The organism is Collinsella sp. CLA-ER-H8 (assembly GCF_040092335.1).
Taxonomy (GTDB): domain Bacteria; phylum Actinomycetota; class Coriobacteriia; order Coriobacteriales; family Coriobacteriaceae; genus Collinsella.
Genome location: NZ_JBBNLU010000010.1, coordinates 47,396 through 67,324 on the forward strand (window position 1 = coordinate 47,396; position 19,929 = coordinate 67,324).

At 60.0% G+C, this 19,929-nt stretch carries 17 protein-coding genes; 6 read left to right on the forward strand and 11 right to left on the reverse strand.

Annotation, left to right across the window (positions count from 1 at the left end; all coding sequences use genetic code 11):
* Window positions 1–20: 20 nt before the first annotated feature.
* The 4 genes from AAAX72_RS07330 to AAAX72_RS07345 all read right to left on the reverse strand — a co-directional run bounded on the left by AAAX72_RS07330 (window position 21) and on the right by AAAX72_RS07345 (window position 4,524).
* Window positions 21–899 (reverse strand): fused MFS/spermidine synthase, encoded by an 879-nt coding sequence (locus AAAX72_RS07330; RefSeq protein WP_349129772.1) that lies wholly within the window; start codon window positions 897–899, stop codon window positions 21–23.
* Window positions 900–2,807, reverse strand: a complete 1,908-nt coding sequence (locus tag AAAX72_RS07335) for a tRNA uridine(34) 5-carboxymethylaminomethyl modification radical SAM/GNAT enzyme Elp3 (RefSeq protein ID WP_349129774.1) — start codon at window positions 2,805–2,807, stop codon at window positions 900–902.
* A 98-nt stretch (window positions 2,808–2,905) separates the two neighbouring features.
* A complete protein-coding gene (locus AAAX72_RS07340; RefSeq protein ID WP_349129776.1) occupies window positions 2,906–3,802 on the reverse strand; it encodes a DUF4097 family beta strand repeat-containing protein in 897 nt (298 codons plus the stop codon).
* Window positions 3,802–4,524 carry a helix-turn-helix transcriptional regulator gene (locus tag AAAX72_RS07345; protein WP_349129778.1) on the reverse strand — a complete coding sequence of 241 codons (723 nt, stop codon included), beginning with the start codon at window positions 4,522–4,524 and terminating at the stop codon, window positions 3,802–3,804. The genes AAAX72_RS07340 and AAAX72_RS07345 overlap by 1 nt, the downstream gene beginning before the upstream one ends.
* Window positions 4,525–4,791: 267 nt before the next feature.
* Here AAAX72_RS07345 and AAAX72_RS07350 point away from each other — a divergent pair, with 267 nt between their 5' ends.
* The 3 genes from AAAX72_RS07350 (at window position 4,792) to AAAX72_RS07360 (ending at window position 9,613) form a co-directional block, all read left to right on the forward strand.
* On the forward strand, window positions 4,792–5,664 hold the full coding sequence (locus tag AAAX72_RS07350) for a hypothetical protein (protein ID WP_055250686.1): 873 nt from the start codon (window positions 4,792–4,794) through the stop codon (window positions 5,662–5,664).
* 118 nt (window positions 5,665–5,782) lie between these two features.
* A complete protein-coding gene (locus AAAX72_RS07355) occupies window positions 5,783–6,622 on the forward strand; it encodes a methyltransferase (protein WP_349129779.1) in 840 nt (279 codons plus the stop codon).
* Window positions 6,623–6,931: 309 nt separating this feature from the next.
* Complete coding sequence (locus AAAX72_RS07360) at window positions 6,932–9,613, forward strand: DUF3516 domain-containing protein (protein ID WP_349129781.1); 2,682 nt, start codon at window positions 6,932–6,934, stop codon at window positions 9,611–9,613.
* A 79-nt stretch (window positions 9,614–9,692) separates the two neighbouring features.
* On the opposite strand, the gene AAAX72_RS07365 is transcribed toward AAAX72_RS07360, so the two are convergent.
* The 6 genes from AAAX72_RS07365 to AAAX72_RS07390 all read right to left on the reverse strand — a co-directional run bounded on the left by AAAX72_RS07365 (window position 9,693) and on the right by AAAX72_RS07390 (window position 15,759).
* Window positions 9,693–11,450: a DUF2130 domain-containing protein gene (locus AAAX72_RS07365; RefSeq protein WP_349129782.1), complete on the reverse strand. Its 1,758-nt coding sequence runs from the start codon at window positions 11,448–11,450 to the stop codon at window positions 9,693–9,695.
* 138 nt (window positions 11,451–11,588) lie between these two features.
* Complete coding sequence (locus tag AAAX72_RS07370) at window positions 11,589–12,134, reverse strand: metallophosphoesterase (RefSeq protein WP_349129784.1); 546 nt, start codon at window positions 12,132–12,134, stop codon at window positions 11,589–11,591.
* 66 nt (window positions 12,135–12,200) lie between these two features.
* Window positions 12,201–12,380, reverse strand: coding sequence for a hypothetical protein (locus AAAX72_RS07375; RefSeq protein WP_349129786.1), 180 nt, complete (start codon window positions 12,378–12,380; stop codon window positions 12,201–12,203).
* Between the two features lie 18 nt (window positions 12,381–12,398).
* On the reverse strand, window positions 12,399–12,725 hold the full coding sequence (locus AAAX72_RS07380; protein WP_349129788.1) for an HIRAN domain-containing protein: 327 nt from the start codon (window positions 12,723–12,725) through the stop codon (window positions 12,399–12,401).
* A 425-nt stretch (window positions 12,726–13,150) separates the two neighbouring features.
* Window positions 13,151–14,530, reverse strand: coding sequence for an aldehyde dehydrogenase (locus AAAX72_RS07385; RefSeq protein ID WP_349129790.1), 1,380 nt, complete (start codon window positions 14,528–14,530; stop codon window positions 13,151–13,153).
* Between the two features lie 8 nt (window positions 14,531–14,538).
* The gene (locus AAAX72_RS07390) at window positions 14,539–15,759 is read right to left on the reverse strand and encodes an iron-containing alcohol dehydrogenase (RefSeq protein ID WP_349129791.1); all 1,221 of its coding nucleotides are present in this window, start codon (window positions 15,757–15,759) and stop codon (window positions 14,539–14,541) included.
* Window positions 15,760–16,012: 253 nt separating this feature from the next.
* Here AAAX72_RS07390 and AAAX72_RS07395 point away from each other — a divergent pair, with 253 nt between their 5' ends.
* Entirely contained in the window at window positions 16,013–16,576 is a 564-nt protein-coding gene (locus AAAX72_RS07395; protein ID WP_070097113.1) for a ferritin family protein, read from the forward strand.
* Window positions 16,577–16,648: 72 nt separating this feature from the next.
* Here the strand turns inward: AAAX72_RS07395 and AAAX72_RS07400 are convergent, their stop codons facing one another.
* Window positions 16,649–18,049 (reverse strand): PLP-dependent aminotransferase family protein, encoded by a 1,401-nt coding sequence (locus tag AAAX72_RS07400; protein ID WP_349129793.1) that lies wholly within the window; start codon window positions 18,047–18,049, stop codon window positions 16,649–16,651.
* Between the two features lie 160 nt (window positions 18,050–18,209).
* Between AAAX72_RS07400 and pdxS the strand changes: the two genes are divergently transcribed.
* The gene (gene pdxS, locus AAAX72_RS07405) at window positions 18,210–19,100 is read left to right on the forward strand and encodes a pyridoxal 5'-phosphate synthase lyase subunit PdxS (protein WP_349129794.1); all 891 of its coding nucleotides are present in this window, start codon (window positions 18,210–18,212) and stop codon (window positions 19,098–19,100) included.
* 20 nt (window positions 19,101–19,120) lie between these two features.
* The gene (gene pdxT, locus AAAX72_RS07410; RefSeq protein WP_349129795.1) at window positions 19,121–19,708 is read left to right on the forward strand and encodes a pyridoxal 5'-phosphate synthase glutaminase subunit PdxT; all 588 of its coding nucleotides are present in this window, start codon (window positions 19,121–19,123) and stop codon (window positions 19,706–19,708) included.
* Window positions 19,709–19,929: the final 221 nt, after the last annotated feature.

A 19,929-nucleotide genomic window follows, 5' to 3' on the forward strand; every position in this document is an offset into this window, starting at 1 on the left:
TCTTTTTGGGACGGGGAGACTTACTTGTCGTGAAGGACGGTGCCGAGGAAGTCGGTGTCGAAGGGCACAGCTTCGGCAAAGGCGTAGTCGCCGTCGCTGGCGATGAGTAGATAATTCTCCTCGCCGCCGAACTCCGTATCGCCACAAGGCACCACCCAGGCGCGAGCGAACACCTCGAGTGCCGTGGCAACGCAATCGCGCAGGAACGTCACATCGCTCCCCTCGTTTGCGCTCACGATATTGGCCACGTAGATACCCCCGGGGTTCAGGCCGCCCCGCACTAGACGCAACGCCTCAACGGTCGCCAGCTCGCGCACGGGCTCGGCACCGCCAAAGCAATCGCTCACGACCACGTCGTAGCGACGATGGCCCACGCTCGTCACACCCAGATACGAGCGAGCCTCAGCGGTTATCACCCGCAGGCGATCGCCCGCCGCGCGCTCCAGCTCGTCTAGGTAGAACCAGCGGCGCGCCAGGCGCGTAATCTCTCCGTCATACTCGATGACGTCCATGCGCAAGCCCTCGTGCGACATCAGCGCGAACTTGGGATAGGCAAACCCACCACCGCCCATCATAAGCATGCGGTCGATACCGTGACCATAAGCGTCACGCATCGCGCCCTCGGCCTCAAACACATCGTCAAACGCACGATAGTACGCAAAGATGGGCTCTGCCCAACGCTCGCCAACGTAGCTTGCGCTTTGGTAGACGCCGCCTTGCACCAACACGCGAATCTCATCGCCGCGTTCATCGTGCACGCGCTTTACACGCGCCAACCCATTGCGGGTTCGCGCAACCTGCAGACAGGCAGCACGAACAGCAACGGCGGCCGCACCAAGCGCCGCGGCTCCCAGGGCAACGCCGGCAACGACGCCGGCAGAAACACTTGGCTTGTTCATCTAGAGCTCCTTTTGCAGATAGAGACCATGGTCGCAAAAACCCAGGTGACGATAGTACTCGCGCGTACCAATTGCGCTGATCACGTTGATGTGCGTATAGCCCGCGTCCCGAGCAATATGGCATGCACGCTCCACCAGCGACCGACCCAGTCCATGGTGCTGGGCCGCCTGGCCCTGATCACCAACGCGTGCCGCCATGCCATACACGTGCACCTCGCGAATCATCGCCTCGTCCGGCGTCGTCGGCAACTCGTCCGCATGCGCGGCAACAAACGAATGGTCGGGCAGCGACAACCGCAAAAAGCCCGCGATCTTGCCCTGCGGCGTCACCCACTGCAAAAAGCGCTCGTGCGTCACCGGCGTCTCGTACGCCACCTCCTCGTCAAGGGTCAGCTCATCCAAGTCGGCGCCCGCCGTGCTGATCTCGCGATAGCGAATCTCGCGCACCGTCGCACCGTCACCCCGAGCAGCTAGGCGGTTCTCAACGAGCTGACGCAGGTTGGGTTTCTTGTTGCCCACCATAATGTCGTCGGAACTAAAGTCGCGGATCATGCGACTGATACGGCAGAACGCCGGCGTCACCACGATGTCGTCGGCCAGCACATCGAGCAGCTCTTCCTCGGTATAGGGACGCCACTCGCCGCGCTCATAGCAGCCCACCAGACGCGAGCCCTCGATGAGCGCACACGGATAGACCTTGACCTCGTCGGGCATAAAGGCGCCCTCGGTCATAAAGTGTTCGTAGTCGAGCTTGTCCCCCTCGGGCGCGGCGCCCAGCAAGTTAAGCATAAAATGCGCGTGGATCTTAAAGCCAAACAGGCGCGCAAGCGAAAACGCCCGTTCAATCTGCGCCACCGAAATGCGACGCTCGTTGATATCGAGCAGGTGCTGGTCAAGGCTTTGGATGCCCATCTGAATCTTGGTGCAGCCCAGGCGACGAATGAGCGTGAGCGCCTGTGGCGTCACGGCATCGGGGCGTGTCTCAATAACGAGTCCCACCACGCGATGCTTCGCCGTCTCGTTGATGCGCTGCTGGCGCTCAAGCTCCTCCATCGTTGCTGTCTGCCACTCGGCAACCTCACCCCACGGCGTACCAGGGCCGTACAGCCGACGCACCGCACGGCTGTAGCCGCCCACGGCAGCATCCACACACTCCTGTTCGCCGGCAACACCGCTCGTAAGCTCGGCCTCGTCGGTCGCAATGCCGGCGGCCCGATAGCGCTCGCGACGCTCCGCCACCACCGGCGGCAGGGCATCGGCGGGAGCGTCATCGAGCAGGCGCCCCGCCTCGGCACGGCTGATGCCCGGACGCGCCAACATGGGGTTAGCCGCCACACCAGCAACGGCGTCATCGTTCAGCGCACGGAAAAGCTCCGACATAAACCACGTCTGATACCCTTGCGGATAGTCGCTCCAGGTACCGCCGAGCACGATGAGCTCGATCTTATCGGTTGCGTGCCCCATCTGCGAAAGCGCCGTCAAACGGGCACTCACCTGCAGATACGGGTCGAAGCAGTTTTGCTCCGCACGGGCGCACGCCGGCTCGGCGTGCAGATAGCTCTTGGGCATGCGCAGATCGTTGGGACAAAACAGGCAATCGCCCGAGCACGGCCAGGGCTTGGTGATGACGGTAATGGTCGCCACGCCCGAGGCCGTTCGGCGCGGCTTCATACGCAGCACCTGCAGCAGTTGACGTTCCAGATCGGAATCGACATTCCACGCAGCCCACCGAGCCGGCTCCTCACGTTTAACCCGCTGGTAGAACGGCAGCAAACGGCGCTTGGCCAAATCGCGTTTGTCGGCACCCTCACGGCGCGCCTCGGCATGTATCAATTTGACGAGCGCTTTGTCGTCCACGGTCTCGCCGCGACGCAGAGCCTCGAGTATGTTCAAGATAATCTGTTCCATGCCCCCCATTGTAAAGGCAAAGGCGCCGAAGCCGACCACGGCCCCGGCGCCTCCATCAAAGAGCATGCCTATATGTACCGATCTCCGAAAACCGCATGTCACTCTGGATCAAACGACATGTCGCCCGAACCGACCTCAAAACGATACGTAGCAGACTTATCGCCGTTATCGAATTCAAAATTCAAAATGGTCTCGCCGTCGTAGCCAAGCGGAAGGAAATCGCTCTCGAAGTCGCCGCTGCCCAAGGTGAGGCTCGCCTTAAAGCCCGTCGAGTTCGGAACCGTCATCTCCACATCACCCGAGCCCACACTCACGTCCATCGACTTCGCGGGCGCCTGGTAGAACTCGAACGTCACATCGCCCGAACCGACCTCAGCGCTGAGCGCATCAGTCACGCTGCCCGTAAACTCTACATCTCCCGCACCCAGGAAAAGGTCGAAACCGTCACAGATGACACCGACAATCTGCAGATCACCCGAGCCCACGTGCGCGTTGACTCCCTTCAGATGTTCGGCAACACGGCGCGGCAGCTCGACCGTAACTGAGCGATCGATTGCCTTATCGTCATCACTTCCAAACTGGGAAACCTTGAGCGTCGAGTCCTCGACGGATGCGATGTTTTGCGTCGCGGCCTTGGAGGCATCCATACCCTTGGCAACGCACCCCCGCTCGATAACACGAGCCTTGTTGCCATCAACAACCTTGACGTCCACCGAAGCCGCATTGATATCGAAATCGAGGTAGCGGAACTCATCGGCATCAAAAGTCGTGCTCGAAAGCTGCTGAGGCCGAGCGGAATAGTTACCGCCATCCAAAAGATCGTCCTCGTCAACCGCATCGTCCATACCAGACAAGCCGGATACAACATCGTCGAGGTCCCACGGGCCATCAAAATGAATCAAAGCCCGCGAAATGCCAAAGACAAGTCCGATGATGAGCACAAACGCTCCGATGCCGACGCCCAGGCGCAGCTTGGATTCATGCGAAAGCCTCATCATTCGTCACCTTCTTTGGCACATGGCTCAGCGGTGGCCGCGGTAGCCACGTCAGCATCAGGTTCCGCAGAAGTATCCTTCCCCTGGGCCCTGACCGCCACCGGTGCCGGACCAACCTGAATATCCCCGCGCGCCCAATCACCATCGAGCGCACGTGCCACCCAGTGATAGATGGGAATCGTAAAGAAGATCAGCGCGGCAAAGGGGCCGGCACCAAACGAGAACATCAGCAAAAAGAACAGCAGCCAACACACGGCCCAATACGGGAACGACTGGAACGGGCCCTTCACTGGAGTCGAGCCCACTACGCCGCCACTCGTCGCCTGAGCCGTCGCCGCATTGGCAGCCTGTGCACTCCAGCTTGCCGCTTGCGCCGCCTTGGCGGCGGCGTCACTCGCCTGTGTCGCCGCCTCGGTAGCTCGTGCCGCCGCCTCATGGGTGCGTGCACGCTCTGCCGCCTCGGCCTCGCGCTGACGAGCGCGGTCCTCGTTCTCAAACTCGATATCGTCCTCGATCTCATCGCTCGGATTGAGCAGCTCGTCCAGGCTCACGCCATAGAGCTTAGCAAGCGAGATCAGGTTCTCGGTATCGGGCGAACTCTCCGCGCGCTCCCATTTACTGACCGCCTGGCGCGACAGCCCCAGCTTTCGCGCCAGCCCTTCTTGACTAAAGCCTTTGCTGCGGCGAAGGTCGGCGAGCCGCTGCGCAGTTTCTACATTCATGGTTCCTCCTATGTGATGCCAGCCGTGCCGCCGGACCGCTTTTGTTCTTAAGGCGCCTTGCACAGTTAAAAATCTATCCGCCACCGCCAAAAGCATGCCACCTATTCTAGTGAGATTTTTGACAACCGCCGGTTGCGGGTACATATGAGCTGCGGAAATGTGTCCAAACAAAGCAATGGCACCTAGCTCGGTTGTCCCCGTTGCAGCGTTAACGGTAGTATGGTCGTACTGTTAATTCCGCACCGCCAACGGAAGGAGTTCCGCGCCGTGAACCGCGATTTCGCCTCATCGCTCATCCAGCTCAACAACACGTTCTATCGCGAGCACTCTGCCTCCTTCTCCGATACGCGCCAGGCCCCGTGGCCCGGCTGGGTGCGCACCATGGATATCGCACTCGGGCAGCTCGACGTCGCCACGATCGAGCATCCCGTCCGCGTCTTCGATCTTGCCTGCGGCAATATGCGATTCGAGAACTTTGCCGCCGGCGGCGCACTTGCCGCCAAGGGCGTCGACGGCGCAAACCCCTCGGCAGATGCCAGTTGCCCGTTTGAGTTCTATGGTGTCGACTCGTGTCAAGATTTGGCTATCGATGCACATGGCCACGCCCTGCGCATTCCCAACCTGCACTTCCAGGAACTCGACGTGCTTGACGCCCTTATGAAGCTCAACCCCGCCGAGACGCCCGACGTGCTTTTCGACGCCCCGCTCGCCGATATCTCGGTCTGCTTTGGCTTTATGCACCACGTGCCGTCGTGCGAGTACCGCGTACGCGTGCTCGACGCCCTGGTGCGGCAAACGCGCCCGGGCGGCATCATCGCCATCAGCTTTTGGGAGTTTATGAACGACGAGCGCATGGCGCGCAAGGCCGTTCGAGCCGAAGCCCGCGCCGAGCTCACCCCGCCGTTTGAGGGTTACGATTCCGCGCAGTTTGAAGCCGGCGACCACCTCATTGGCTGGCAAAACGACCGCCACGCCTACCGCTACTGCCATCACTTTGACGATCAGCAGATCACCGACCTGGTGCGCGGCGTCCGTACGTTCTACAAGAGCGGCGAGGTCCCCGTGCGCGAGCTTGAGCGCTTCCATGCCGACGGTCGCAGCGGCGAGCTCAACCGTTATGTGATCCTCAAGCGCCTGTAGGCACCGACGACTCGCCGTCGAGCCGTACCGCATCTTTCGGGCAAACTATGCCCACCCTTTTTCAACCCATTGACGGAACGCGCAGCTACGCGTTCCATATTTATGACCAAGGAGCCTCATGGGAGCCGTCCACGTTCGCACGCCTAAGAACTTTGTGCTCGAGGAGCGCCTGGAGCGCTACGCCGATGCGATTGAGACGAACCCCGAGGCTTATGCCGGAGATTGGCGCAAGGCCTGTGCGCCCGCAGGCGGCAAGCCCTTCGAGCACCTTCACCTGGATCTGGGCTGCGGCAAGGGAACGTACCTTGTAGAGCGCGCGGCCCACGAGCCAAACACGCTCTTTATCGGCATGGACCAGGAGCCCATCTGCATCGCCTATGCCGCACAGAAAATCTGCGAGCAGGAGCTATCCAACGCACTCGTCCTGCCCCGAGGCGCCGCATCGCTGCCAAAGCTGTTTGCCGCAGGCGAGCTCGATGCCATCACCATCAACTTTCCCACGCCACAGCCCAAGGCCAAGTACGCCAAAAAACGACTCGTCCATGTCGACCATCTGATGCTCTACCGCCCGCTCTTTGCAGCCGGCGCCACCGTCACGCTGCGAACCGACAGCAAGCCATTGCGCGACTATGCCCTGGGGCAGTTTGCCGCGGCCGGCTACGACACACTTTGGGTAAGTGACGACGTTCGCCGCGACCATCCCGAGCATCCCGAGACCGAGTATGAATGCCGCACGCGCGAGATGGGTGCCGCTGTCTATGGCATTTGCGCCACACCCGGCGCGCAGCCCAGCGATGAACAGCTCGCAGCAGGCCGAGCGCAGGAGCAAAGCCTTGCCTGCTACCTGCCCGATAACCTCGATGAGCTCACCTATGTACCTCTGGGCATGGAAGAGGCCGTCGAGAACTTTAGAAACCGCGCCCGCAAAGGCAAGAAGCGCCTGCCGCAGGAGTCCTAGGGGGCTTCTGATGGTCGCGGCGTCGGCAAACAAGTGAAAATAGGCGTCAGCGAACGACCCTCAAACCTAAGTGAGTAGACTTTTTTGCAATAGCCAAGCACAACCCGCATAACGAAAACTAAACCGCAGGTAGAGCCCTTGCGCAAAAGCCATGTGCTCGCGACATCGCAAAAAGTCTACTCACTTAGCTGGCAACCGCACCAAACGGCCGGACAGAACGCCCATTTCCTGCATTTTCTCGCGCGCTGGCACCCCGCGCCGCCGCTACGCCATAATAGTTGGCGGACAATCGCGAGAGAAAGCAAACACATGGCACAGACCACGACAGATACCGCCGCCAGCACCGTCTCCGGCGCCGGCGCCGCCAGCTCATTCTCGGGCGGCACGGGAACCGAAGCCGAATTCGGCTCGCTCGGCGCGCTCTCCCCCACCTGGTGGGAGCCCGAGGACGGCAGCGAGCCCGAACCGTGGCTCACGCCCGATCAGGCCTTCGAGCGCTTCTTTGAATGGACGAGCGATCGCGGTATTGAGCTGTGGGACCACCAGGAAGAGGCCCTCATGGATCTAGCCGCCGGTGACCATGTCATTTTGGGAACACCGACCGGATCGGGCAAGTCGCTTGTCGCGCTGGGCATGCTCTTTATGGGCATGGCACAGGGCAAGCGCTGCTACTACACGGCTCCTATCAAGGCTCTGGTCAGCGAAAAGTTCTTCGATCTGGTACAGGTACTCGGCCGCGATAACGTTGGCATGATCACCGGCGACACGCATATCAACACCAAGGCTCCCGTCATCTGCTGCACGGCCGAAATCCTTGCCAACGATGCGCTGCGCGAGGGCGAGGATGCCGATGTGGGCTGCGTGGCCATGGACGAGTTCCACTACTTTGCCGACCCCGACCGCGGCTGGGCCTGGCAGGTGCCGCTGCTCACCCTGCCCCACACGCAATTCATGCTCATGAGCGCCACGCTCGGCGATGTCACTGCCATCGCCGCCTCACTCGAGGAACACACCGGTGCTACCTGCGACTTGGTCGTCGATGCCCCGCGCCCCGTGCCGCTGAGCTACGACTACGTGACGACCTCCCTCGAGGGCACGGTCGAGCTCGCCATGCGCCGCGGCGAGGCCCCGCTCTATATCGTGCACTTTAGCCAGGATGCCGCCCTTGCAACGGCACAGTCGCTCGCCAATTTTGGCATCGCCAGCAAGGAGCAGCGCGAGGCCATCAAAGAAGCGGCAAAGGGGACGAGCTTCTCCACGGCCTTTGGTAAGATTCTCAAACGCCTGCTTGGATGCGGCGTCGGCGTGCACCATGCCGGCATGTTGCCGCGCTATCGCCTGCTGGTGGAGCGCCTGGCGCAGCAGGGCCTGCTGCCCGTCATCTGCGGCACCGATACGCTCGGCGTCGGCATCAACGTACCCATCCACACCGTGGTACTCACCGCGCTCACCAAGTTCGACGGCTACAAGATGCGTCGCCTGCGCGCCCGCGAGTTCCATCAGATTGCCGGTCGCGCCGGCCGCTCGGGCTTCGATACCGAGGGCATGGTCATCGCCGAGGCCCCGGAGCACGAGATCGAGAACGCCAAACTCATGGCCAAGGCGGGCGACGACCCCAAGAAGCTCCGCAAGATTAAAAAGAAGAAGGCCCCCGAGGGCTTTGTCACCTGGAACAAGCAGACCTTTGAGCGCCTGATCGAGACGCAGCCCGAGACGCTCAAGCCGCGCCTTCGCATCACGCACTCCATGGTGATTAGCGTGGTCGAGCAGGGCGGCGATGCCCGAGCCCGCGTACACGACCTCATCGAGACGAGCTTGCAGACCCCCGAGGAAAAGGCCAAGCTCGAGGTTCGCGCCGACGAAATCTTCGCCACGCTCATCGATTCCGGCGTCGTCGTTCGCACCGAGGTGCCGCCCGCGCCCGACGCCCCGACTGACGCCGCGCCAGACATCGACTATGCACTGACGGTCGATCTGCCCGAGGACTTTGCGCTCGACCAGCCGCTCTCGCCGTTTTTGCTTGCCGCGCTGGAGCTGCTCGACCCCGAGAGTGAGACCTATACCATGGATCTGATCTCGATGGTCGAGGCAACGCTCGAGGACCCCAAGCAGGTATTGCGCGCGCAGGAGCGCGCCGCGCGCGACCGCGCGATGGCCGAAATGAAGGCTGACGGCGTCGAATATGAGGAACGCCTGGAGCGCATCCAGGATGTCACCTACGAAAAGCCGCTCGAGGACTTGCTCGATGCCGCCTTCGACAAGTACTGCCAAGAAGTACCTTGGGCCAACGACTACCAGCTCTCGCCCAAGAGCGTCCTGCGCGACATGCTGGAGAGCGCGAGCGACTTTAAGGGCTATATCCAAAAGCTCGGCATCGCCCGCTCCGAGGGCATTTTGCTGCGTTACCTGGCAGAGGCCTACCGTTCACTCGACCGCACCGTGCCCATCGAGAAGCGCGACGAGCGCCTGCGCGACATTATCTCGTGGCTGGGCTTTGTGGTGCGCTCGGTGGACTCGAGCCTGGTGGATGAGTGGGAGAACGCCGGCAACCCGGCAGCCCTCGATGCTGCGCCGCCGCAGGGCATCGACGAGGTCGTGGCGGACCGTCGCGGCTGCACGCTATTGGTGCGCAACGCGCTCTTCCGCCGCGTGACCCTTGCCGCCCGCGAGCACGTTCGCGACCTGGGCGAGCTCGACGACGACTGGGGCATGAGCGAGATCCGCTGGCAAAAAGCACTCGACGCTTACCACGAGCAGCACGAGGAAATCCTCACCGACGGAGATGCCCGCAGCGCCGCGATGTTTTCCATTGACGAGTCCGACGAGAAGACCGCGCACGTATGGCACGTGCACCAGATCTTTGCCGACGAGGATGGCGACCACGATTTTGGCATCATGGGCGATGTCGATCTGGACGCCACGCAAGACGGCGGCGAGGTCATCTTCAAAAACTACCGCGTCGGCTTTATCGAGGACCTGCTCGAGGACTAGCCGAACTTATCGGAACGAAACGGAGTGGGGCCGCTGGCAACATCGCCAGCGGCCCCACTTTTGCACTATACGCTATGCCTTACTCGGCATCCTCGACCTCATACGAATCCGCCTCGGTTGGCTCATCGTTTGTCTCTGGCACAGCCCCGCGTGCCTCGTCAAACGCCGCCTTCATGGTCTTGTTGCCCCACGTGAGCTTGCGAATGGTAAGATCGTCGGCCTTCTTGTTGGCTAGGCGCAGATTGTTCTCGGAGGACAGCAACGCCTCCTTGGTTTTCTGCAGATGGCTAATCGTCTTGTCGATCTCATCGATCGCCGTTTGGAACTTACGGCTCGCGATCTCGTAGTTGCGACCGAAATCATTCTTGAACTTTTCCATCTTGGCTTCGAAGTTCGTGACGTCGATATTCTGCTGTTTGTACTCCGCCAGCTCCTGCTTATAACGCAACGAACCCATAGCGGCGTTGCGAAGAAGTGTAATCATGGGAATGAAAAATTGCGGGCGAATCACGTACATCTTCTCGTAGCGATAGCTCACGTCGACTATCCCTGCGTTATAGAGCTCGCTTTCGGGCTCGAGCAGTGTGCAGAGCACCGCGTACTCACAGCTTTTCTGGCGACGATCGTGATCGAGTTTCTTAAAGAAGTCCTCGTTTTTGTGCTTGGTCGCGGTCTCGTCGTTCTCGTTTTTCATCTCGAACATAATCGAAATGACCTCGTTGCCGCTCGCGTCGCACTCGCGGAAGATAAAGTCGCCCTTGGTGCCCTCGGACGCATCGTTATCTTTCTCGAAGTACGCGTTGGGAAACGCCGTCATGCGCAGGCGATTGAACTCGGTCTCGCAGTGCTGCTCGAGCGACTCGCCCACCATCTTGGTGGACAGGCGTACCTTCATGTCCTTAAGACGCTCAATCTCTTCGTCCTTGTAGCGAATCAGGTCATCGCTCGCGCGCTTGGCCTGCGCGAGCTCGAGCTCATGCGCCGCCTTAGCCTGTTCCTCGCGAGAATCGCGCACCGCCAGCTCACTCGTCAGCTTGGCACGTGCCTCATCGCGCTCTCGCTCCGCCGCGGCAACCGCCTCCGACAGGTTCATTTTTGCCATCAGTTCCTGCTCGCGCAGCTGGGCACGCAGACCCTCGGCCTCTTGCTCGGACTGTGCCTTAGCGGCGGAAAACTTCTCTTGTACCGTCGCGCGATAGTCAGTAAGCGCGCGCTCGGCCTCGCTGCGAGCGGCATCGAGCTCGCGCTGCGACTCAGCCGCAGCGGCGGCAAGCGCCATCTCCTGGGCCTTGTCCGCCGCGGCAAGCTTGGCCTGCAGCTCGGCAATCTGAGCATCACGTGCAGCTAAATCGTTTTGAGCAGCGTTGCGCGCCGCCGACTCGGCAAGCTTTGCTTCGTCATCTTTGCGCCCAAGCTGCGCACGCAGGCTATCAATCTCACGCTGGAGTTCGGCATTTTCCTTTTGAGCATTGGCTCGCGCCTCTACCGCCGCGCGCTGGCTTGCACTCTCGCGCTCTACGGCAGCGCCCTCGAGCTTAGCGCGCAGCTCGGCAAGCTCAGCATCGCGCTTGGCGACTTCTTGTGCCAGCTGCTGAGCTGCAGCGTTCTTCTGCTCGACAAGCTGAGCATTGCGCTGAGACTCCGCCTTTTGCAAGGCAGCCGTCGAACGCGAGCGCTCAAGCTCCAGCGCCTGCTCGCCCTCGCGCTGGACAGCCTTCACACGCTCATCCAGGTCGCGCGAGAACTCGGCATCGCGCACTTGCTTGACGATATCCGCATAGCCGGACGCATCGACCTTAAAAACTTCGCCGCAATGCGGGCACTTGATCTCGTTCATAGCAGCTCCTCGATGGACGCAAATTTCAACCGCCTACACTCTACCGCGCCACGCGGACAAAAAAGGCGCCGCCGCCATAATGGCAACGGCGCCAGAACCACCACAAAGGTGCCTGTCCCCTTTGTGGTGGTTCGAGAATTACAGTCCAAAGAAGCCCAGGATTTGATCGCGGCTTACGGGTCTGTAGTCGTTGGCATCAAGGCCAACGTCATAGCGCAGGATCGGGCGCTCGCGATCGCGGTTGCGCGCGTTGGTGCGGTCTCCCCTGCTGTGGATATGCCCGTGCAGCATGATGGCGCCACGTGCCTTGCCATTCCAGCTGAGCATGGGGTAGTGGCTCATAACCAGACGATGGCCCTTGGCATAGCCGGGGGCAATCTCCAGATAATCACGCACGTCTTCCCAAATTTGCGGCACGTCGGGATCTTCCCAATCGCCGTCATGGTTGCCACGGATGAGCGTCACGTTCTGGCATTCAATGCGCTCGCGCAGGCGCACCGCCTCCGCCAGGGGCAAACGATAGGTAAAGTCTCCCAGGATGTAGAGGCGGTCGTCCACATCCACGCACTCATTGATGGCATCGATGACCTTGCGGTTCATCTCCTCGACTGAATCAAACGGTCGATCCATGTCGTGCAAGATATTCGTATCGCCCAGGTGCAGGTCGGCGGTAAACCACATCATCGTCTATGCCCTCATTTCGCAACGTGTTCAACTCGTGCTAAGTATACAGACGTAGCGATGCGGCGGTTATCCAAAGAGCCCACCGAACAGTCCGCGGCGGCGCTTGTCTTGCTTTTTCGAAGCGTCACTCTGAGTTTTCTTGTCCTGCCGTTTCCTACGGTCCTGCTCCAACTCATCGTCATCGAGTAGCATATCCCACTCAAACGGATCATCCGTCAAATCGAACAGGTCATCGTCGTCAAGCATGGCAGCCTCCCTTACCGATTAGCGGGCATCCACCACATAGAGGCCAACGCGCACCTGGTGCCACGGGCTGCGCTCGGGGGCAACCTGTTGCACGCGGGCCTCAAACACGTCCTTGTGGCCGTAATACATCATCAAGGACAGTGGGCCGACCTCGTTTCCCGGAACGTAGCCAAGTTTGGTCTTGCCATAGTAGATCGCAACTGCCTCGGGGTCATGGGGATTATCGCGCTCGGCACACAGCGTCAGTTTATCGCCCGCTTTAAGATCGCCTAGGACCAAAGCGCCGCCGGCATATTGAAATCCTGCGATGTGAAACGACAGAAGAACACGTGAAGGCTCGTACATGGCAGCTCCTCTAACGGCCGGATAAACCGGTGTGTAACCTTATTGAGAAGTCTACGGTCCCGTGCGGACACAAATACATCCTGTCTGCGTCCTTCAATCGTTTGCCTCAACGCTTGCGCGACAGAACGCTTGCAGATAAAATAGGAACACGGATGGCACCCGTTGCCGCGGGTCTTGCCAACTCCGATACACGTTTTCATCGTGAGAAGTGGCCGTCTTCGCTTACGCGGGGGCGGCTATTTCATTCGGCCGATAAACAGACCGAGTTCGATAGCCGCAATCAACAACGCCAATAACGAAATAACATCGCTTACGTTCATACCAAATCCCTTCTAAAGGGAGTTGGCCCATCCGTGCTCCATAACAGTAGTCTAACGCAAAATGCAGGTAATAGGAACACTTGTTCGTATTACCTGCGCCCTTTTCTAATGAACAAACATGCGCACGAACTTGTGCTTCCAGCTTGCGTAAGGAGCGTAGCGGAATGGCACGTCCAGCCACGTTGCCTTGTTCACGATGCTCTTCTTGTGGCTAAACGTATCGAAGCTCTCGCGTCCATGGTACTGCCCCATACCGCTCGCGCCCATGCCGCCAAAGCCCATATGGCTCGTAGCCAAGTGCATGATCGTGTCGTTGACACAGCCACCGCCAAATGGCACGTAACGCACGAAGCGCTGCTGAACTGCGCGATCTTGACTAAAGATATACAGGGCCAGCGGCGTCGGACGATCCGTAATAAACGCTTCGGCCTCGTCTAGGCTCTCAAACGTCAGCACCGGCAAGATGGGACCGAAGATCTCCTCCTGTATCACGGCGTCATCGGGGGCCACGCCGTCCAAAATCGTCGGCTCGATCTTGAGCGACGACTCGCGCGCCGTGCCTCCAAGCACAACCTTATCGGGGTCGATCAGCCCGCGTACGCGCGCAAAATGCTTGGTGTTGACAATATGACCGTAGTCCTCGTTGTCGAGCGGGTGCTCGCCAAACATACGGCGGACCTCCTCCTTGATGAGGCTCAGCAGCTCGTCGTGCACGCGCGTATCGACCAGCAGGTAGTCGGGCGCCACGCAGGTCTGCCCCACGTTGAGCCACTTACCAAAGGCGATACGCCGTGCCGCAACCTTCAAGTTTGCCGTCGCATCCACGATGCAGGGGCTCTTTCCGCCCAGCTCGAGCGTCACGGGCGTAAGGTTTTTACTTGCGTGCTCCATGACGAGTTTGCCGACTGGAACGCTACCGGTAAAGAAGATCTTGTCCCAGCACTCATCGAGCAGCGCTTCGTTTTCGGCGCGCCCGCCCTCGACGACCGTCACCAGGCACGGATCAAATGCCTCTTCACAGATTTGCTTGAGCACCGCGCTCGATGCCGGAGCATAGGCACTCGGCTTGATGATCACGGTATTGCCTGCGGCAAGGGCGCCGGCGAGCGGCTCGAGTGTTAGCAAAAACGGGTAGTTCCACGGAGCCATGATGAGCGTGACACCATAGGGCACGGCTTGCGTTTTGCACACGCTCACGGCGTTAGCAAGATCGCACGGACGCAGGCGTGGACGACTCCATCGAGCCACATGCGCAATCTGATGACGAATCTCGGAAAGCGACGTGCCGATCTCGCACATATATGCCTCGTCATGCGACTTTCCCAAATCGGTCTTGAGCGCATGGGCAATATCGGCCTCGTGGGCCCGCACCGCATCGCGTAAACTCACGAGCGCGCGACGTCGAGCATCGACATCAAACGTGGCGTGCGTCTTAAAGTAGGCGCGCTGATCGCCGACGATGCGCGCAATTTCCTCGGTGTTCATGGACCCTCCTAATTCTCGTCCTCAAACATACCACCTGCAACGACTTCGTACATATGCTCGAGCTCCAAGCGGTCCATTAGAAGCGGAACGGGGTATAGCGGATTGGCCTCGGCATCGGCATGCGCCGCCATCTCGGGAATGTCAGAGCGGCGAATGCCCAAAACATATTTGGGGATTCCCAGGGCCTCGTTCATGCGGTCGACCCAATCGATAAAGGCCTCGGCCGCAAGACTATCCTGCGCGGTAGCCGGCGCAATGCCCGCCATGCGAGCAAGATCGGCAAGCTTGGGGGCGGCGGCGTCGCCATAAGCGCGAAGCATGTGCGGCAGGATGATCGCGTTGGCCAAACCGTGCGGAATTCCGTATCTGCCGCCCAGACTGTGCGCGATGGCATGCACATATCCGACATAGGAGCGAGTAAACGCAACGCCCGCCTTATACGCCGCCGAAAGCATATTGCGACGCGCACGCATGTTGTCGCCATGCTCATAGGCCTCAAGCAAATTGTCGTGGATGAGCTTCACCGCCTGTCGCGCCAACTTGCGCGTATAGGGCGTGGTGCTTCGCCCGATAAAGGCCTCGACGGCATGCGTCAGGGCGTCCATGCCCGTCTGCCCCGTAATGGAAGTGGGCAAGCCGCACGTAAACTCGGGGTCGTGGACTGCAAAACGCGGGATGAGCACAAAGTCGTTAATGGGGTATTTGTAGTGCGTCCCGTCATCGGTAATTACCGCCGCAAGCGTGACTTCGCTTCCCGTACCGGCGGTAGTGGGAACGGCGATGAGCAGCGGCAGGCGACGATGAATCCGCAGCAGGCCGCGCATCTTGTTGATGGGCTTGTTTGGCTGCGCAATGCGTGCGCCCACGCCCTTGGCACAGTCCATGGCCGAGCCACCGCCAAAGCCGATAATGGCCTGGCAGGCGCTCTCTCGATACAGGGACGCCGCTTCTTCCACGTTTGAAACCGTGGGGTTTGCACGCGTTTCGGCATAGACCGTAATGCCAATCCCCCTGGATGCGAGCGCCGTCTCGAGCGGTGCCGTGAGCCCCAGACGGGTAATGCCGGGATCCGTCACGATAAGGACCTTCTGGATCGAGCGCTTTTGAAGCACCGCGGGCACATCCTCGGCATGCTCTAAAATGCGCGGCTCGGTATAGGGCAGGATCGGCAATGCAATGCGAAAAACCGTCTGATATGTTCGGCACCAGGCACGACGGGCTAGATGCATAAAGGAAACTCCTTCATTTGTTGATAGGTCAACATTTGCTCGCCCGATTGTACTCAGCGGCGGTCAAAGACGGCCTGCCAATCGTTAATCAATCAACATCTTCATATCTCAAAATTGTTTTATTAAAAATCATTCCTAATAGGCTTCACATTTGGTTGCATTTATGGATAATAGAACTCGTCAAGACGCACGTCCGGAGAGGGCCCTTACGGGACCGGACGAGCGCGCAATCGCCATCGATCGAAAGGATCGAATCATGAAGTTTGTTTGCCCCGTTTGCGGTTATGTGGAAGAGTTCGACGGCGACCAGCTGCCCGAGGACTTCAAGTGCCCCCAGTGCGGCGTTCCCGGTTCTCGTTTCCTGAAGCAGGAGGAGGGCCAGCTCGAGTGGGCTGCCGAGCACGTCGTGGGCGTCGCCAAGATGGAGGGCGTCTCTGAGGACATCGTTGCCGACCTGCGCGCCAACTTTGAGGGTGAGTGCTCCGAGGTCGGTATGTACCTGGCCATGGCTCGCGTCGCTCATCGCGAGGGCTATCCCGAGATCGGCCTGTACTGGGAGAAGGCTGCCCACGAGGAGGCCGAGCACGCCGCCAAGTTCGCTGAGCTCCTGGGCGAGGTCGTGACCGACTCCACCAAGAAGAACCTCGAGATGCGCGTTGAGGCCGAGAACGGCGCCACCGCCGGCAAGACCGATCTTGCCAAGCGTGCCAAGGCCGCCGGCCTCGATGCCATCCACGACACCGTGCACGAGATGGCTCGCGACGAGGCCCGCCACGGCAAGGCTTTCGCCGGTCTGCTCAAGCGCTACTTCGGCTAAGCCAACCGCCTGAGACATAACCTCAAGCTCGATGAGGCCCGAACCGTATTGGTTCGGGCCTTTTTCGTGGGCTTATTGCAGCTGTTTTTGAAGGACAACGAGCGACTGAGGGCTCAGGTCGTCGTATTGAATGAGGACGCGAGATGGAGCGTTCTTAGTCGATGCCCGATCACCCGTCCACAGGCAATCGGCGATATTGACATAGGAAATACGAGCGCCAGCGAGAGCCTTCGCGAAACTCTCCCCCGCCTTGTCCTCGGCCAGGGCAACGGTACAGTAAAGGCCCGCATCTGCCTGCTCGATCGAGACCTCCCCTGCCGGAAACGCTTTCCGCACAAGCGCCATCAGGCCATCACGCGCCTCGCGAGCACGAACGCGCACGCGGTTCACATGTCGCTCGTAATCACCCGATTCCAGCAAACGCGCCAAAGCGACCTGATCAACAGAGCTCACCGACGAGGCGTAGAAACCAAGGTTGCGCCTAAACCGCTCCATTAACTCATCGGGCAACACCATGTACGCCAAACGCAACGCCGATGAAAGGCTCTTCGAAAACGTGTTGGTGTAGATAACCGACTGGGCGGCATCAATCGACGCGAGCGCGGGAATCGGCTTCCCGGCAAGGCGAAACTCACAATCAAAGTCATCTTCGATGAGATACCGACCTGGTCGCTCAGCGGCCCAGCTCAGAAGCGCATAGCGACGCGCAATGCTCATCACAAGACCGGTCGGATACTGATGGGACGGCATCAGGTGAAGGACATCGGTCCCGCTTTTCTGCAGAGTGCTCAAGTCCACGCCCTCATCATCCAACGGGATATGTCGAACTTTGCAGCCCATAGCCTGATAGATACGCGTCAGACGCAAATAGCCCGGATCCTCAACCGCATACACCTTGTCCGCGCCAAGCAACTGAACCAACATGGTATCGAGCAGCTGGGCGCCCGCACCGATAACGATGTTGTTGGGGTCGACATTCATACCCCTTGTCCCGTGCAGATGGTGAGCAATTGCGCGTCGCAGCCGAGCAGTGCCCTGCGCCGGTGCGGGCGAAAAGATTTCGCGCTCGTCTTCGGATGCCAGCGTCGCCCGTAGCGCGCTTTGCCAAAGCCGCGCCGCCTCCAAAGCAGAAGGAGAAAGCGCATCGAATCGCTCGACCTGTCCGTTGACATCATGCACGCTGGGGCCCACAGAGACGGCATCTCGGTCGATGCCCTCCGCAGCCGAAGCCAAAACCGGTGCATCCGGAAGCTCGCAAGCGTAGTAGCCACGACGTGGTATTGAGCAAATATAGCCCTCAGCGAGTAACTGGCTATATGCATTCTCGATGGTAATAACACTGATTCCCAGATGACTGGCAAAGGCGCGCTTAGACGGCAAATGCTCCCCCGCCACAATGCGTCCAGCTACGATATCATCTCGAATTTGCTGGTAAACATACTCATAGAGCGATGCTTCGCCGCGTTTTTCCAAATTGTAGTCAAGCATGAGCCTATCACCTGACCTTATTAAGTCATTCAATCTGGTATTAGTCTGACCTTGTAATTATCTCGAAAACTGAGTATTTTGTCATACCCAGCTCCCCGATAGGATGTTCCGTCAAGCAATGCACATGCCAACCAAGGGAGCAACCATGGCAGAACAGAACAGCAAGGCCGACCGCGTCAAACTCAATCGCGAGCTCGCGCAGATGCTCAAGGGCGGCGTCATCATGGACGTTACCACGCCCGAGCAGGCACGCATCGCCGAGGAGGCAGGCGCCTGCGCCGTCATGGCCCTCGAGCGCATCCCGGCCGACATCCGTGCCGCAGGCGGCGTCTCGCGCATGAGCGACCCCAAGATGATCAAGGGCATCCAGGAGGCCGTCTCCATCCCCGTCATGGCCAAGTGCCGCATCGGTCACATCGTCGAGGCGCAGGTCCTGCAGGCCATCGAGATCGACTACATCGATGAGTCCGAGGTTCTCTCCCCTGCCGATGACGTCTATCACATCGACAAGACCCAGTTTGACGTGCCGTTTGTCTGCGGCGCCCGTGATCTGGGCGAGGCGCTGCGCCGTGTTGCCGAAGGCGCCACGATGATTCGCACCAAGGGTGAGCCGGGTACGGGCGACGTCGTTCAGGCCGTGCGTCACATGCGCAAGATCCAAAAGCAGATCCGTGACGTTGTTGCCCTGCGCAACGACGAGCTCTTTGAGGCAGCCAAGCAACTGCAGGTTCCGGTCGAGCTGGTGCGCGAGGTCCATGCCACGGGTAAGCTTCCCGTCGTGAACTTTGCCGCCGGCGGCGTAGCGACCCCCGCCGACGCCGCGCTGATGATGCAGCTGGGCGCCGAAGGCGTGTTTGTCGGCTCGGGCATCTTTAAGAGCGGCGACCCCGCCAAGCGCGCAGCCGCCATCGTCAAGGCCGTGGCAAACTTCACCGATGCCAAGCTCATTGCCGAGCTTTCAGAGGACCTGGGCGAGGCCATGGTGGGCATCAACGCCGACGAGATCGAGGTTATCATGGAAGAGCGCGGGCGCTAGTCCAGCAGAAAGGATCGCACATGAGCGATTATGCAGACCAAACGGTCGCCGTGCTGGCGGTCCAAGGCGCATTTGCCGAGCACGAGGCAAGACTATCCGAGCTGGGCGCGCGCTGTATTGAGCTGAGGCAGGCGGCTGATTTGAAGCAGGACTTTGACCGTCTGGTACTTCCCGGCGGCGAGTCTACCGTTCAAGGGAAGCTGCTTGATGAGTTGGGCATGCTCGAGGAGCTTCGTGCCCGTATCGCTGAAGGCATGCCCGTCCTGGGCACCTGCGCCGGCCTGATTCTGCTGGCTCACGACCTTGCCGCCCATGACGATAAGGGGACGCCGCGCCTGGCAACCATGGATGTACTTGTCGAGCGCAATGCCTACGGCAGGCAGCTCGGCAGCTTTCGAACCAAGGGGCAGCTAGCCGGCATCGACGGTGAAGTGCCACTGACGTTTATCCGCGCGCCCCGCATCGTCGAGGTCCACGGCGACGCCAAGGCCTTAGCGAAAGTCGACGGCCGTATCGTCGCCGCCCGTCAGGGCAGCCAGCTCGGCGTAACCTTCCACCCCGAACTCGACGAAGACACCGGCCTCCACGAACTGTTCCTACAAATGTAGGCATCGAAATCAACAAACGAAATGAGAGTGGATAATCTCCCACTTTAAGCTTGGATGCAGGCTCAAACCGGGAGATTATCCACTCTCATGCTATGTAGTCGTTGGGTGTTCCTATAGTTTTGTCAACCGTCGGGGCTACTCCCGGTAGGGCACCCGGTCGCGCATCACGGCGTATATCGCCCTGAGCCGCTTCCTCGCGACGGCCTTGAGCGCCCGCCCGT